Source organism: Mesorhizobium ventifaucium (assembly GCF_935822925.1).
In the GTDB taxonomy this organism is placed as follows: Bacteria; Pseudomonadota; Alphaproteobacteria; order Rhizobiales; family Rhizobiaceae; genus Mesorhizobium; species Mesorhizobium ventifaucium.
On the sequence record NZ_CAKXZS010000048.1, the window covers coordinates 1 to 13,908 of the forward strand.

A 13,908-nucleotide genomic window follows, 5' to 3' on the forward strand; every position below is an offset into this window, starting at 1 on the left:
GGGATATTTCGACGATGAGACATCAGGCTCGAACCACTCGAAAACCCTTTCGGGCCGAAAGTGTTACCTATGTCTCCGGTATAAACCGTAACCTATGTGTCCAGAATGGACCGAGAATTGAGTGGTAGCGGGAGAGGCTACCATATATTCTTGTAAACGTTACAGAATTCTGTTTTTGTACCAACATTTATACCAGCAGGATGCCTCGTCCACAGCTTATTTTCGAGAACGGAGCGATATGCCAGATGCGTTGTGTTCCATCTAGATGACCGGTGCTGGGAAGTCTGCTTTGCGCCATTTCCGGACATTCGCCATGGTCAGCTTTGCGGCAAGCGGACCGTCGATGACAAACTACTCGCCCTCAAGCGGTGGCGGCTTGATCTCGACCGCGAGCAGCCCTTTCACCTCGCCCTTGGCGGCATGCGCGTTCAGAAGATCGACTTCGGTTGATAGTAGGTGCAGTCCCTTTTTCTGGTGCAATTGACCGGCAATGCGCGTTGCTGGAACCAAGTTTGGGTTGTGCCGTTGTCAGTGAATGATTGTCGCGCGGGATAGAGTTCGCACGACAATTACGTCGAACAAAACATCATGACAAAACTGACCGTTACAACGGCGGCGCTTGCCGTCGGCCTGACTACGTTTGCCGCCAGCGCAAAGGATACTGTGCTTGCCTGGGCGCCTGCCAACGGCGACAGCAACGGCGAGTTAGCCAATGGGGCTATTAGGAGTGAGAAGGCGGTGGAACCGCTAGGAAAGACCGCGGAAGAAATCCATCACGACTCGAAGGCTGTCATGGTGCGCGACCGCGGGCCCATCCGGACGGCGAAGGTCGCCGCGCAGAAGGATGAACCCGGCCAGCCCTACGGCACGATCATCGAGCGCTATGCTGTGCAGATGGGGTTATCGGTCTCGCTTGCCCACGCGGTCGTTCGGCTCGAGAGCAATTACCGCCCCTACGCGCTTGGTAGGGCGGGCGAGGTCGGCCTGATGCAGATCAAGCCGGCGACGGCGCGCATGATGGGTTATGCCGGCTCGATGACCGGTCTGTTCGACCCCGAGACGAACATCAAATACGGCATGAAGTATCTCGCCAAGGCACAGAAACTTGGCGATGGAACGATTTGCGGAACGATCCTGAAATACAATGGCGGCCACGCTGCCAAGCGCATGAACCCGGTTTCGCTGGATTATTGCCACAAGGTGAAGCGGCATCTCGCATTGGAGGCGCAGCGCCGCAAGTGGCAAAAGCTGATTGACCAGTATGCATTGAAAGAACATGGCCTGCGCATGTAGCCGGAAACGCCTCGTCTGCCAGAGGCAAAGGGGAGGCACTGACGTTCACGGAGGGTGCAAGGTCAGAGGCGTCCGAGAAGCGGAGGAAGCGCCCTCTCAGCGGGCGCTAGTGTCGCTCTCCCAATGGGGCGGTGGCGCGTGCTGATGGTCGGCGTGAGGCCCATGCCTTCGTCAGCGGCCTGCTGGTCGAGCCTGGCGACGAGAACCTGATCCGCACCGCCAACGGCGGCGGCTGGGGCACATCGTCCTGACGGCGCCGGCGCCGGCTTCGCCGCCTATTTTTCCTTGAGCCGGATGCGTGGGAAACGCTGGCGGCCGAGCGGCTGCGCCTGCTCGAGGATGGTGGTGAGCTCGGCCGGCAGATTGACGACCAGCGGCTTCTTCGAGGCCACGCTGTCGGCGATGCTGAGCACGCTGTCGTAGAACTCAGCACCCGTCGCTGATTTCGGTGGAACGGCTTCATGCATGACGCTGATCACGGTGATGCGGGGGCAATGGTCCTTGATCGCTTGGTGGAAGGCGATCTTGGCTTGCGCGTCGAGCGCGCCGGCCGCCTCGTCGAGGAACAGCAGTCCGGGTTGCTGCAGCAGGATGCGGGCCACGATAAGCTTCTGTTTCTGCCCGCCTGAAAGAACTTGATCCCAGGCCTTTCCCTCGCGCGCCTGCTGGCCCATGTACTCGATGAAATCGCCGAGCCCGCCTTTGTGTAGCGCCGCCGCAACCTGCGCATCGGAATATTCGTGCCGGGTGCAAGGCAGGCACACCAACTCCTTCAGCGAGACGTTCGGCAGCTTGACGTCCTGCGCAGCATAGAAGGATTTGATCCCTTCGGGGAAGTCGACATGGCCGCGGCCATAGGGCCACAGCCCGTTGATCGCCTTGATAAGCGAGGTCTTGCCGGAGCCTGAATCGCCGGTCACGAAGGTCCATTCGCCACGCCGGAAGCGCAGGTTGGTCGCGCTGAGGAATGGCACGGCGTCGGTGCCCTGGTGCATCAGCTCGAGGTTCTGGATCCTGAGCCCGAACACGGCGTTCTGGGTGCCGTAGTGGAAGTCGGAGTGGCCGCTGAGGCGGTAGAAGTCGCGTGGCTTCTGGACATGCTCGATCGCCACGGCGAGATCGATCACCCGCCTAGCATTCGCCTTCAGCGTCGCGATCTCGGGCATAACGTGGATGAACCACGAACACGGGCTGATCAGCGAGTTGACCAGTTCGGCGCCCGTCACATAGGCCTTCAGGCTGATGGAATTCTGCATGTAGGGCACAAGGCTCGGTCCGTAGGCGACGATGCGCGCGGCTACGAAATTGTAGATCAGCTCGAACGACATGTAGCCGGCATTGATCTTGTTGAGGCTCGCCCAGTTGCGGTCGATGTCGCCGTAAAGCCGCTGGTGCATCGCCTTCTGCACGCCCTCGCCGCGCGACGCAGCGACATAGAAGGAGCGGCGAAACAGCGTGGTCAGCTCACCGCGATAGCTGCCTTCCGCTTGCTGCATGCTGACCGTCAGCCGCTCGAGCAGGCGGCCAAGTTTCAGCGCAATGAGGGTATTCAAAGGGACGTAGATCGCGATTGCCGCGAAGGCCAGCACCGCGCTGCCATAGTCGCCGAGGAATTCGAGGCCGCTGACGTTGGTCGACAACTCCAGCAGCTTCTGGCCGACGAAGAACAGCGACGTGACGACGCCGGCGATGCCCATGGCAAGGCCGATGGCGCCGCCGGTCATGCCCTTGATGGATTCCTGCACGCGTTGATCGATGTTGTCGGGCGACGCGGCGATGCCGTTCACCTGCGCGCCGGCGCCGTGCTGAAGATGAAAATGCGTGTGGTTGTCGTCGAGCAGGGCGTCGTTGAAGCGGCCGTTCAGCCACCGCCGCCATTTGCGGTGCAATGTCGTGGAGAAGAGGTGCCGGATGCCGATGAAGCCCGCATCCTTGAGAAGCACGAGGAGGATGAGCAGGCCGGCGCTGGTCAGCAGCGACGCCAATGGCGTCGTATTATCGGGATCGTGGTAGAGCGCGATCGAATTGACCAGGTCGCCCGAAGCTTCAGCCAGCCACACGCTGGCCTTGCTGGATAGTGCGGTAAGAAGGGCAATGACGATGGTCAGCCCCCATGCTTCCTTCCATCGCTCCGATATCCAGTAGGCCCGCATGAGGCTCCAGAAGCTGCGCATGGAAGAGACCGGCGTCAGGGGTGGCGGCCTGGCGGCGCCGCGGTGCCATCTTTGCAGCAGTGTTGATCGAGGCCTGGCGACCCGAATCACGACGTACCCACCCGATGCCTCTCGGTGCGGCCGTTAGCCTCTATGGTCGTGACCTTGGCCGTCCCGACGCTGTCGACCGACGTGATACAGGAGCAGGTGGGGAATGCACCGTGCAGGCGCCGCACAGGGCCGCCCCGCAGCCGAACTTCGTGCCGGTCATGCCGAGCACGTCGCGAATGACCCATAGGAGCGTTGTGTCGCCGTCGACATCAACCGCCTTCGGAGCCCCGTTTATTTGCAGCGTGAAACTCATCTTGGTCATCCGATCGTCATTGGAGCAGCGCGGCGCGGCTGAGTCGCTGGATTCAGGATGTGGTGCGCACAAACGTCGCGATGTGCTCGCTGTGGCCTGCGGGTGCTCGCGCCACATCCCAGTGAACTCTTTGACCTCGTTCTTGCCGCGCTTGCCCATGATAAGGCGCGTGACGCAGGCCCCACGCCCCGGCGCTCGTGCTTGGTCCTGCCTGCTCTGCTGACGAGCCATGATTGCTAGTCATCAGAAAAATCCGGATTGCCACGAAGTATCTTCTCGCATGTTTCTCTCTTCCTAGAACCGTCCAGGAGTCCTCAGCGGCAAGCACAGCTAACCTTTGGCGAAGTCCACCCGCTATTATGCCGAGGTATAAAGAGCTAGCCTTTTAGCCTCACCCGCCAACCGGGATCGACGTACGGCCTCGAGAAGGCCGCGCCTACAGCCTCGGCCGAACGCCTCCAAAGAAGTCTGTGTCTCTCGCCGCCAAACGCGCTTCTCTGACCCGCCTTCTGCATGAACCATCCAGATAAGACGCGCCCGCAAATCCCCCGTACCCCCTCGCTTGCGGCCGGGCGATGGACCAGCACGGCACGCATTTCGGCAGTTCCCATTCGAGCCGAAATGACAATAGCTCGCCCCTCACCCCCGAGAGTGCCTAAAACCTGCGGACATGGCTCCTAGCGCTGTTCGGGGGCGTAACCGTGAGTCCGATGGACTTTGACGCTAATACGGCGGCGTTTTCTGTCGTTGAAATCATGAGGGCCATTCCAACCGGTTTGGAGGTTGCCTAGCAGACCCGAAACCAAACCGTCTTCGAAATGTTTGGCGGCGATACCCGGCTCCTAAGAAGCCCGCAGCAAACTGAGCGTTTCGTATTTGTCGAGTTCGTTATGCCATCGAGGTTAACGTATAAAACAGGGGGCACTCGCTCGCCTTTCGCTCTCTGATCCAGCGCCCAAGCAGAACGGCGTCGGCACAGACGTTCTACGACACGGTGTCCCAGGAGCAGCGTGTTTCCGGTGCATGCGTCCGGCTTTTGATCGACCGCGACGATATCCTGCCGTTAAGGCCGAGTTTGCGAACCCCGAGATAGCGGTTAGACCGTGCGGGGATGGCGCGATCCGGCGCGAGGAAGGGACTAGAAAGATCGCGACTTGGAGCCCGCTCCAATTGTCCAGCGTGCGGAAAGATGCGCAATGGTAGGTTCTTTCGAAGTCTCCCGCTTCCAGGCCGTTGTCAGCTTCCCGCCCGGAAGGGCTGAGGACAGGCGTCCGCAGCGGGTCAAGATCTCCAGATAGGCGAAATGTCCGCTTTCGGCTTTCGATCCCGCATCGCGAACGACCGGATTGGGTCAGCTGAGGACAGCCTGCGCAGAGCTGAATGTCCGCTCACTTGCATCTCACACTGCCGCCAGTCCGCTATCGCCAAAGGCTGCCAGGCAGCAATGCTGCTCTTACCAGACATCGAATTAAGGCAAGCATGGCAGAAGTTCCGCCCTTTTGGCGCCGCGCTCAAATCATTTGGCCTGCTGCCGGCTCCATGGACACCGCGTTAAGGTGTTGAAGATGGAACCGGAGTTTTCCAATGCAGAGAAGAAAGTTCAGCCGCGAGTTCAAGCTTGAAGCTGCGAGACTGGTCAAGGAACGGGGTGTTGCCGTCGCCCAGGCGTCGCGGGATCTCGATCTCCACGAGAATGTGTTGCGCAAATGGATGCGGGATTTGTCGGCCGACCCGCAGCATGCGTTTCCCGGCCATGGCCAGATGAAGCCTGAGCAGCTTGAGGTCGAGCGGCTGCGACGCGAAGTAGCGAAGCTGAAGGCGGAGCGCGACATCCTAAAAAAGGCCGCGGCCTAGAAGCACCGGAACATCTGGCCGGTGGCATGGCTGTGCAGTGCGCTGGATGTGTCCCGTTCCGGCTTCCATGCCGGGCTCATCCGGAGCCCCAGCACCCTCTCCCGATACGACGAGGCCCTCCTTGTCGAGGTCGACAGGAGCTTCAAGAGCAGCGACCGCACCTACGGCACACGCCGGGTCTGGTACGATGTCCTGGCAGAAGGGTTGATCTGCGGCCTGCATCGCATCGAACGGCTGATGCGGGAGAACGGCCTGCGAGCCCGGCCATGCCGGCGTGGCTCAGGCTGCGACACGCCGTGGGAGCAACGCGCCGGCCGGCGGGCCCCCGATCATGACCAGCCGGTTGAAGGCGCAAATCATCTGGAAGGCCTTAGCTTCCTCGACGGGCCTCCCAGACCGTCTCGATGAACTGCCATACGGCGACCCGCGTCTCGGGCCAGATGGCGTCCTCAATGGTGATCAGTTGGCCTGCCGTGGCCAGGGTGAAGCTGTTGCTCACCTCAATCTCGGTGATCGCCTCGGCTATCTTTTCGAGCAGCCGGCGGGCGAATTGTTCGTTCGGTAGTTGGCTCATACGAACACCTCTTCATCTCAGCCCGATCGTTGCGGCCGGGCCCGGTTGATCCTCGCCAACTAGCTTCGAGCGCAACGAGCTGAGCAACCAGATCTTTGAGCTCGCTTGGCAGCGGCTTTCGCACGGTCGGCAAATACTCGTCAGTCAGCTGCTGACCGATAGCGTTCAATAAAACGTGCATTGACGTGGTATGGATTGGCGCGGTCATGGCGTTTCTCTTTCTTGTCCCCTAGGTTTCTTTCGTTTTGTAGGCAACAATAGTCCCAGAGCTGAAACTGATCTATTGTGCGGAGGTTGAGCCGCATACAATATGCGTAGGGGTAACATATACCTAGGTCTGAATTGGCGGCGTGCGGAGCCGGGCTCGGGAGTCAGGAATGGCGTTGACGCGGTCTGTCAACAATGACCGTCCTTCGCCCGAAATGGTTAGGAAGCGGACCACTGCAGCGACAGGTCAGCCTCTGCAGAGACTGTTTCGCAGCGCAAATAGCGACATTGTCAGATTAAAGCGAACCGATTCAGTCTCCCAGAGAGAACGGAATTTCAGGCGGCGCCGAGTTGGCGCCACTCGGCGAGAGCGGTGGCGCGGTTATGCTTGAAGTTGCGGCGGGTGTAGAGATGGCGTTCCTTGTTGAAGTGGTTATGGACGGACGAGTGGACGGCTGCGAATTTCTGCAGACTTTTCATTTGCCGGAAACGAAGCATGGCTCTTTCTCGTCGCCGGAACGGCTGGTGTGAGTTCTCTGCCCGATTGTTCAGCCAGCGGCTGTTCTCATGGGTTTTTGCGTTTCCGAGCTCCTTCATCGCGGCGCCATACGACCGGAGTTTGTCCGTAACAATCACCTTCGGTCGGCCAAACCTTTTCATCGTTTTCCGCAGAAATTTCAGCGCAGCCTTGCGGTCCCGCCTTTTTGAGACAAAGGCTTCGAGGACCTCGCCTTCGTGGTCAACAGCGCGCCAGAGGTAATGGGTCTCACCGTTGATCTTCACGAAAACCCCATCAAGATGCCACTGCCATAGCGGCAAGAAACGCATCCGCTTCGCCCGCTTGCGTCGGAGCTCGGCCGCGAACATCGGGCCAAACCGGTTCCACCGGAACCGGATCGACTCGTGGCTGACGTCGATGCCGCACTCGTGCAGCAGGTCCTCGACGTTTCGCAACGAAAGTGGAAACCGGACATATAGCATAACCGCCAGGCGGATGATCTCGGGAGATGTCTTGAAATAGCGGAACGGGCGGGGTTTGGTCATCCTCCTACGATGGGCTGACGCGCTCCCGTCCTCAAGCGAGTTTCTTCTGACAGAGCCCGAAGGGGAGATACTCGAAGCCTTTGTTTCAAAGAGGCGGGATCGCAGGGCAGCACTGAAATTCCTCAAGAAATCAATGAAGCGAAATGGTTCTCCGAAGACCATCGTGACGGACAAGCTAAGGTCCTACGGCGCGGCCCCTGAAGGAAATTGGAACTGCCGATCGCCAGCAAACCGGGCGCTGGATGAACAATCGAGCGGAGAATTCACACCTACCATTCCGACGACGAGAACGAGCCATGCAGCGCTTCCGGCAGATGCGATGTTTGCAGAAATTCGCCGCTGTCCATTCGTCCGTCCATAACCACTTTAACCAGGAACGCCATCTCTACACCCGCTGCAATTTCAAGCTTAAACGGGCCGCCGCTCTCGCCGAGTGGCGCCAACTCGGCTCGGCCTAGACTTCACAAATTCTTGGCGAACTCAGACTGGTTCGAATTGGTCTGACAGCACCACCGCCGGTCAATGCTGCATATGCAGGTCCATCAGCTCGGCCGGCGGCATCATCTCGTTCAAATCGGCCATGATCCATAGCGATCCGGCGATGACCAGGAATACGATGAGCACGCCAAACGCCAGCGCCAGCACGTTGTTGGTGTTGTCCGGCCCGGTGGTGATATGAAGGAAGAACACCAGGTGAACTCCCATCTGCGCGATCGCCAGGACGGCAAGGCCGAGGGCGATGCCTGGCGCCCAGAGCAGCGAGGTGTTGGCGACCCAGAAAGACGTGGTTGTGAGAAGCACCGCCAGAAGTAGTCCGATAGTGTAGACGAGCAGTCCGGACGGCTCCCACGCTTCCACCGGGTCGCTCGAGTTGTCGCCGGGTGCGCGACCATACTGTGCTTCCGTCATGGACTGACTCCCATCAGATAAACGACCGTGAACAGCCCGACCCAGATGATGTCGAGCGCGTGCCAGAAAAGGGAAAAGCAGAGCAGGCGGCGCTCCACGGCAGGGCGAAAGCCCCGGGTTGCGATCTGGGCCATCATCACTACCAACCAGACTAGGCCGGCAGCAACGTGCAGCCCGTGGCAGCCCACAAGCGCGAAGAAGGCGGACAGAAATGCGCTGCGGTGCGGGGTCGCGCCGATGGCGATCATGTCGCCGAACTCGCGGATCTCGAGAGCAAGGATCGCCGCGCCGAGGACGAAGGTGACTAAAGCAAAGAAGTATGTACGAACGCGGTTTCGCGTATTTGCCGCCAATGACATCAGCCCGCACGTGAAGCTTGACGCAAGAAGACAAGCGGTTTCGATTGCCACGTTGGTTTGATCGAACAGCTCGGCTCCGGTCGGACCGCCCGCAGTCGCCCGCACGAGCACTGCGTAGCCCGCAAAGAATGCCGCGAACATTACGATGTCGCTTAGCAGGAAGATCCAGAAGCCGTAGGCGACGACGAGCCGCTTGGGAGCGGGCCCAGCTTCGCTTGCACTCAGCAGTGCGCCATGATGGACGGCTTCGATTGTAGGAGCGAAGTTCATATCACAACCCCCACCGGGTGAGCCCGATCGAACCGGGCAATTTGCTCAGCTGGTATTTCGATCTCGTCTTCATGGCGAAACGCGAAGACAAGGAAGGTCACGAGTGCGCCGAACGCTCCCAGACCCGCCATCCACCAGATGTGCCAGATCAGCGCAAAGCCGGTGACGACGGCAAAAAACGCGGTGACGAAACCGGTCGGGCTGTTCTTCGGCATTTCGATGGGATCGTACTCGCGCTCCTGCGCCCGCTCATCACGTTTCCCGCGCGCGCGTTGCTTCCTGTTCCAGAAGGTGTCGGTCTCGGCGGCATACGGCAGGACGGCGAAGTTCCAGGCCGGCGGCGGCGAGGCCGTGGACCATTCCAGCGTGCGGCCGTTCCACGGATCCCCCGTCAGATCGCGGTTCTGCTCGCGGTCGCGGATCGAGACAACGAGTTGCACGACCTGGCAGACGATCCCTGCCAGAATGACGACCGCACCAATCCCCGCCACCATGAGCCACGGTTGCCAGTCCAGATTGTCGTAATGCTGCATGCGCCGGGTCATCCCCATCAGGCCCACCACATAGAGCGGCATGAAAGCGAGATGGAAGCCGATGAACCAGCACCAGAACGAGCGCCTGCCCCAGCGTTCGTCGAGCGTGAAGCCGAATGCCTTGGGGAACCAATAGTGGTAGCCGGCGAAGGCGCCGAACACGACGCCGGGGATGATGACGTGATGGAAATGGGCGACCAGGAAGAGGCTGTTGTGCATCTGGAAGTCGATGGGGGGCACGGCCAGCAGCACGCCGGTCAAGCCGCCGAGGACGAACGTCACCATGAAGCCGATTGTCCATAGGACCGGCACCGTGAATCGCACGCGCCCGCCGTACATCGTGAACAGCCAGTTGAAAATCTTCACGCCCGTCGGCACCGCGATGATCATGCTCATGACGCCGAAGAAGGCGTTGATGTTCGCGCTGGCGCCCATGGTGAAGAAGTGGTGCAGCCAGACTGTGTAGGCGAGAATGCTGATCGTCATCGTCGCAGCGACCATCGAGCGGTAGCCGAACAGCGGCTTTCCGGAGAAGGTCGCGCTCACCTCCGAATAGATGCCGAACGCCGGCAGGACAAGGATGTAGACCTCCGGGTGGCCCCAGACCCAGAACAGATTGACGTACATCATCGGGTTGCCGCCGGCATCGATCGTGAAGAAATGAAAGTCGAGATAGCGATCGAGCAGCAGCATTGCGAAGGTTACGGTGAGGACCGGAAAGGCCGCGACAATGAGGAGGTTCGAGGCGAGCGCCGTCCAGCAGAACACCGGCATGTGCATCAGGCCCATTCCAGGCGCGCGCATTTTGAGAATCGTGGTGACGAAATTTATTCCCGACAGCAAGGTACCGATGCCGGAGATCTGCAGCGCCCAGAGATAGTAGTCGACCCCGACACCCGGCGAGAATTGCAGCCCGCTCAGCGGAGGATAGGCCACCCAGCCCGCTTTGGAGAACTCGCCGACCGCCAACGAGATGTTGGTCAAAAGTACGCCCGAGGCGGTCAGCCAAAAGCTGACGGAGTTCAGTGTCGGGAAGGCGACGTCGCGGACGCCGAGTTGCAACGGCACCGCAAAGTTCATCAGCCCGATCACGAGCGGCATCGCCACGAAGAAGATCATGATGGTGCCGTGCGCGGAGAAAATCTGATCGAAATGCTCCGGCGGGAGATACCCTTGGGCACCCCCAGCCGCGACGGCCTGCTGCGAGCGCATCATGATCCCGTCGGCGAAGCCGCGCAGCAGCATGAGCAGCGCCAGCACGATGTACATGACACCGATACGTTTATGGTCGACCGACGTGATCCACTCGCGCCACAAATAGGGCAAATATCCCTTGAGCACGATCCACCCAAGAATGAACACAATGGCCAGGACCACGACGGCCGACGTGCCCATGATGATTGGCTCATGCAGTGGGACTGCGTCCCAGCTGAGCTTGCCGAGAAAGTTCATTTTTGGACCTCTTGCGATGGCTGATGCGTGTGCCGCGATGCAGCGTCCGCCTGCATGCCGGAGCTCAAGATGCCGTTGAACAGGTCGGGAGCGACGGAACGATAGGTGAAAGGCGTAACCGCTTTGCTCGGTTTGGCCAGATCGGCATATGCCTGCGCGTCGAGCACTGGACCGGCGTTGCGCGCCGCATCCACCCACAGGGCAAACTTCTCGGCCGGCACCGCATCAACGTTAAAGCGCATATCGGCAAAGCCGGCACCGCTGTAGTTGGCCGCCGCCCCGCGGTACGTTCCCGCATGATCGGCCTGCAGGTGAAGCCGCGTCGTCATCCCTGCCATGGTGTAAATCTGGCCGCCGAGCTGCGGCACCCAGAAGCTGTTCATCACGCCCGAGGAGGTGAGCTCGAAGCTGACCGGCGTGCCGACCGGGACGGTCAATTGATTGACGCTCGCGATGCCCTGGTCGGGATAGATGAACAGCCATTTCCAGTCGAGCGAGACGACCTGGACGGTGACGGGCTTCACCATGGAGGCAATCGGCTTGCGCGGATCGAGGTCGTGTGAGCCGACCCAGGCGACGCCGCCAACCAGGATCACCGTCATGATAGGGATCGACCAGACAAGCAACTCGAGTCGGCCGGAGTACTCGAAATCGGGCAGGTAGCGCGCACGACTGTTCGAAGAGCGAAACCAATAGGCGACACCCAGCGTGGCGAGGATCGTCGGAATCACGATCGCCAGCATAATGCCGGTCGAGTTGAACAGAATTTGCCGTTCGGCGGAGGCAATGGGTCCTTTCGGATCCAGGACGCCTTCGGAACAGCCGCCGAGTATCGCGACGCTCATCAAGAAAACGGCGAGTACACAGGATCGCATATCAAGCCTCGTCTGCGCTGATGCTGTTAGAAATGCGCGCGGTTCTCGCAGGGTGTGGTACGACTTCAGCGCCTACCGGCCCGGCGGCGGTGGGAACACCAGGCACGGAGCGCATTGGCGACCATCGGTCGCCGCCGCTGTTGATCAAGAGAGCCGCGAACAGCACGAACAGGTAGAAAATGGAAAACCCGAACAGGCGATAAGCGACTCGCCGATCGGTTTCCCTGCTCCGCCGCAGTCGCAACGCGAGTACAATGAAGATCGCTCCGCAGACGAGAGCAGCCGTGCCGTAGATCATGCCGGCAAACCCGAGCGCCCACGGCAGCAGTGAGATCGGTACCAGGAGAACACTGTAGACGAGGATCTGACGCGTTGTGGCGGCTCTTCCCACAACGACCGGGAGCATAGGAACGCCCGCGCGGCCATATTCCTCCGCTCGATTGAGCGAGAGCGCCCAGAAGTGAGGCGGCGTCCACAGGAAGATGATCAGGAAGAGAATGAGCGGCTCTAGCCCGATGTCTCCGGTAGCGGCGGCCCAGCCAATCACCGGCGGAAGCGCGCCGGCGGCGCCGCCGATGACGATGTTCTGTGGCGTATGCCGCTTCAGCCAGACCGTATATACAACGACGTAGACGAAGATCGTGAAGGCAAGCAACGCTGCCGCTGTAACGTTGACCACTAGACCAAGAACGGTGACGGCGCCGCAGGCAAGGACGGATCCGAATACCAACGCTTCTCCGCGCGAGACCGTGCCGCGAGGAATTGGACGCCTGGCCGTACGAGTCATCACGGCATCGATATTGGCGTCATACCACATGTTGAGCACCCCGGCGGCGCCAGCTCCAGCGGCGATACTGAGAATTGCAATGGACGCAACGAGTGGATCGAGGTGAACCGGTGCAATCATCAGTCCAACGAGTGCAGTGAACACGGCAAGCAACATGACGCGCGGTTTTGTGAGCTCGACGAAATCGGGCAGGCGCGTTGTTAGACCGGAGCGCGAATGCAACTGCGGGCGTGAGAGGGGAATCGCTGTGATCTTCATGGCCATTTTTCTTTCGGCTTTCGCCGCCATGGGAGTGATCACGGCGAAGGTGGCTGGCAAGACGGTTGCAATCAAAGTAAAGCCGGTATTCATCATGCTTTCCGGCGCATTGACAATCCTCGTCATGGAGGCGTGTCGTGTCGGTATCCCGACTGCGTTTGTGGTTTCACGAGCCTCTGGACGGCACGAAGAGGCAGATCGTGTGGCCCGCATCGAGACCAGCCTGGTGCGCGCACCAATGGTAGTCGCCGTCGGGCGAGTCCTTTATGCGCTTGTCTCGGTAACCGACCACCTCACCGGTGGATTGGATGACGTAACCCTGGGGCTTCTCGATAACCGCCGAGGACTGGACCTGCTGGCAATCCATATTGCTGCAGCATGCCCACGGGTACTTCCACCCGGTCGGGGCATCGTGTGCGCTGACTTGGCTATGCAGGCCGAGGAAAATGAGCGGAAGTAGTGAGCCTGACCGGAGGCGATAGAGAACCGAAATCATCCGACAGAATCCTCCATGATGTGGTTGTTTTGGCGTATTCCCAGCATATATGCGAACAGAAGTAGTATCTGGTAGGACGTCCGTGGAATACAAGATCGCAGTGTATGCATATCATCGCCAGATCTTCTTATGTCGACGTGCTAACGCAAGTATGTGGCATTAGGCAGGAGCGTTATATTGCCACAACCGACATCTATTACAGCACGTACACGGCTTTTCTATTATATTGTTGTTCGTCGCTCATGTCGCCGTAGTTGCCAGACCCATACCTTTGTATATTGCGGTAATCTGGAGAACCCTGCTAACCAACGCTGACCGCTTGGTCGGGGGCGCGATTCCCTCGGGCTGCCGGCCAACGCTCGCCGGGGCGTCAAGTGACCGCCTGCGATATCAGTAGGTTGCGGAATTGCCGCCCCGACGACTCGTGCTACCGGCGCGGGTTGCGTAGGACCGGCAGCACTCGTCGAGATTCGTCCAGCA

The 13,908-nt window shown here is 59.9% G+C and carries 12 protein-coding genes and 3 pseudogenes; 4 read left to right on the plus strand and 11 right to left on the minus strand.

The features are described 5' to 3' along the window. Nucleotides 1-351 precede the first annotated feature (351 nt). Nucleotides 352-510: a hypothetical protein gene (locus NMG70_RS28785; protein WP_254027627.1), complete on the minus strand. Its 159-nt coding sequence runs from the start codon at nt 508-510 to the stop codon at nt 352-354. A gap of 78 nt (nt 511-588) precedes the next feature. Between NMG70_RS28785 and NMG70_RS28790 the strand changes: the two genes are divergently transcribed. Beyond that, nucleotides 589-1,293: a lytic transglycosylase domain-containing protein gene (locus NMG70_RS28790; protein ID WP_254027628.1), complete on the plus strand. Its 705-nt coding sequence runs from the start codon at nt 589-591 to the stop codon at nt 1,291-1,293. Nucleotides 1,294-1,568: 275 nt separating this feature from the next. Here NMG70_RS28790 and NMG70_RS28795 read toward each other — a convergent pair whose 3' ends face one another. Together NMG70_RS28795 and NMG70_RS32725 are read right to left on the minus strand one after the other, a co-directional pair. Continuing rightward, the gene (locus NMG70_RS28795) at nt 1,569-3,467 is read right to left on the minus strand and encodes an ABC transporter ATP-binding protein/permease (RefSeq protein WP_254027629.1); all 1,899 of its coding nucleotides are present in this window, start codon (nt 3,465-3,467) and stop codon (nt 1,569-1,571) included. 113 nt (nt 3,468-3,580) lie between these two features. Next, nucleotides 3,581-3,810: pseudogene (locus NMG70_RS32725) on the minus strand ((2Fe-2S)-binding protein); the annotation flags it as partial. Between the two features lie 1,584 nt (nt 3,811-5,394). Between NMG70_RS32725 and NMG70_RS28805 the strand changes: the two are divergent. After that, nucleotides 5,395-5,943 (plus strand): annotated as a pseudogene (locus NMG70_RS28805) (transposase); the annotation flags it as partial. Between the two features lie 91 nt (nt 5,944-6,034). Here the strand turns inward: NMG70_RS28805 and NMG70_RS28810 are convergent. Both NMG70_RS28810 and NMG70_RS28815 read right to left on the minus strand, forming a co-directional pair. Further along, on the minus strand, nt 6,035-6,238 hold the full coding sequence (locus NMG70_RS28810) for a hypothetical protein (protein WP_254016379.1): 204 nt from the start codon (nt 6,236-6,238) through the stop codon (nt 6,035-6,037). A gap of 543 nt (nt 6,239-6,781) precedes the next feature. Further along, a complete protein-coding gene (locus tag NMG70_RS28815) occupies nt 6,782-7,489 on the minus strand; it encodes an IS6 family transposase (protein ID WP_254027630.1) in 708 nt (235 codons plus the stop codon). Between NMG70_RS28815 and NMG70_RS28820 the strand changes: the two are divergent. Both NMG70_RS28820 and NMG70_RS28825 read left to right on the plus strand, forming a co-directional pair. Then, nucleotides 7,482-7,625 (plus strand): annotated as a pseudogene (locus tag NMG70_RS28820) (hypothetical protein); the annotation flags it as partial. The gene NMG70_RS28815 and the pseudogene NMG70_RS28820 overlap by 8 nt on opposite strands. Before the next feature lie 106 nt (nt 7,626-7,731). Next, a complete protein-coding gene (locus NMG70_RS28825; protein WP_254016381.1) occupies nt 7,732-7,947 on the plus strand; it encodes a transposase in 216 nt (71 codons plus the stop codon). Nucleotides 7,948-8,008: 61 nt separating this feature from the next. Here NMG70_RS28825 and cyoD read toward each other — a convergent pair whose 3' ends face one another. The 6 genes from cyoD to NMG70_RS28855 all read right to left on the minus strand — a co-directional run bounded on the left by cyoD (nt 8,009) and on the right by NMG70_RS28855 (nt 13,428). Beyond that, nucleotides 8,009-8,398, minus strand: a complete 390-nt coding sequence (gene cyoD / locus NMG70_RS28830; protein ID WP_254016382.1) for a cytochrome o ubiquinol oxidase subunit IV — start codon at nt 8,396-8,398, stop codon at nt 8,009-8,011. After that, entirely contained in the window at nt 8,395-9,027 is a 633-nt protein-coding gene (cyoC, locus tag NMG70_RS28835) for a cytochrome o ubiquinol oxidase subunit III (protein WP_254027631.1), read from the minus strand. Before cyoC ends, cyoD begins: the two co-directional genes overlap by 4 nt. Further along, complete coding sequence (gene cyoB, locus NMG70_RS28840) at nt 9,024-11,012, minus strand: cytochrome o ubiquinol oxidase subunit I (protein ID WP_254027632.1); 1,989 nt, start codon at nt 11,010-11,012, stop codon at nt 9,024-9,026. The genes cyoC and cyoB overlap by 4 nt, the downstream gene beginning before the upstream one ends. Further along, on the minus strand, nt 11,009-11,857 hold the full coding sequence (gene cyoA, locus NMG70_RS28845; RefSeq protein ID WP_254016385.1) for a ubiquinol oxidase subunit II: 849 nt from the start codon (nt 11,855-11,857) through the stop codon (nt 11,009-11,011). Before cyoA ends, cyoB begins: the two co-directional genes overlap by 4 nt. A gap of 31 nt (nt 11,858-11,888) precedes the next feature. Continuing rightward, on the minus strand, nt 11,889-12,932 hold the full coding sequence (locus NMG70_RS28850; RefSeq protein ID WP_254027633.1) for a heme o synthase: 1,044 nt from the start codon (nt 12,930-12,932) through the stop codon (nt 11,889-11,891). Between the two features lie 166 nt (nt 12,933-13,098). Then, nucleotides 13,099-13,428 (minus strand): hypothetical protein, encoded by a 330-nt coding sequence (locus NMG70_RS28855; RefSeq protein ID WP_254016386.1) that lies wholly within the window; start codon nt 13,426-13,428, stop codon nt 13,099-13,101. Between the last annotated feature and the right edge of the window lie 480 nt (nt 13,429-13,908).

Excerpts from the sequence above, each read along its gene's own strand:
- NMG70_RS28850 (WP_254027633.1), bottom strand. The coding sequence starts at position 12,932 with ATGAAGATCACAGCGATTCCCCTCTCACGCCCGCAGTTGCATTCGCGC.
- NMG70_RS28795 (WP_254027629.1), bottom strand. The coding sequence starts at position 3,467 with ATGCGCAGCTTCTGGAGCCTCATGCGGGCCTACTGGATATCGGAGCGA.
- cyoD (WP_254016382.1), bottom strand. The coding sequence starts at position 8,398 with ATGACGGAAGCACAGTATGGTCGCGCACCCGGCGACAACTCGAGCGAC.
- NMG70_RS28815 (WP_254027630.1), bottom strand. The coding sequence starts at position 7,489 with ATGACCAAACCCCGCCCGTTCCGCTATTTCAAGACATCTCCCGAGATC.
- NMG70_RS28790 (WP_254027628.1), top strand. The coding sequence starts at position 589 with ATGACAAAACTGACCGTTACAACGGCGGCGCTTGCCGTCGGCCTGACT.
- NMG70_RS28810 (WP_254016379.1), bottom strand. The coding sequence starts at position 6,238 with ATGAGCCAACTACCGAACGAACAATTCGCCCGCCGGCTGCTCGAAAAG.
- NMG70_RS28825 (WP_254016381.1), top strand. The coding sequence starts at position 7,732 with ATGAACAATCGAGCGGAGAATTCACACCTACCATTCCGACGACGAGAA.
- cyoB (WP_254027632.1), bottom strand. The coding sequence starts at position 11,012 with ATGAACTTTCTCGGCAAGCTCAGCTGGGACGCAGTCCCACTGCATGAG.
- cyoA (WP_254016385.1), bottom strand. The coding sequence starts at position 11,857 with ATGAGCGTCGCGATACTCGGCGGCTGTTCCGAAGGCGTCCTGGATCCG.
- NMG70_RS28855 (WP_254016386.1), bottom strand. The coding sequence starts at position 13,428 with ATGATTTCGGTTCTCTATCGCCTCCGGTCAGGCTCACTACTTCCGCTC.
- cyoC (WP_254027631.1), bottom strand. The coding sequence starts at position 9,027 with ATGAACTTCGCTCCTACAATCGAAGCCGTCCATCATGGCGCACTGCTG.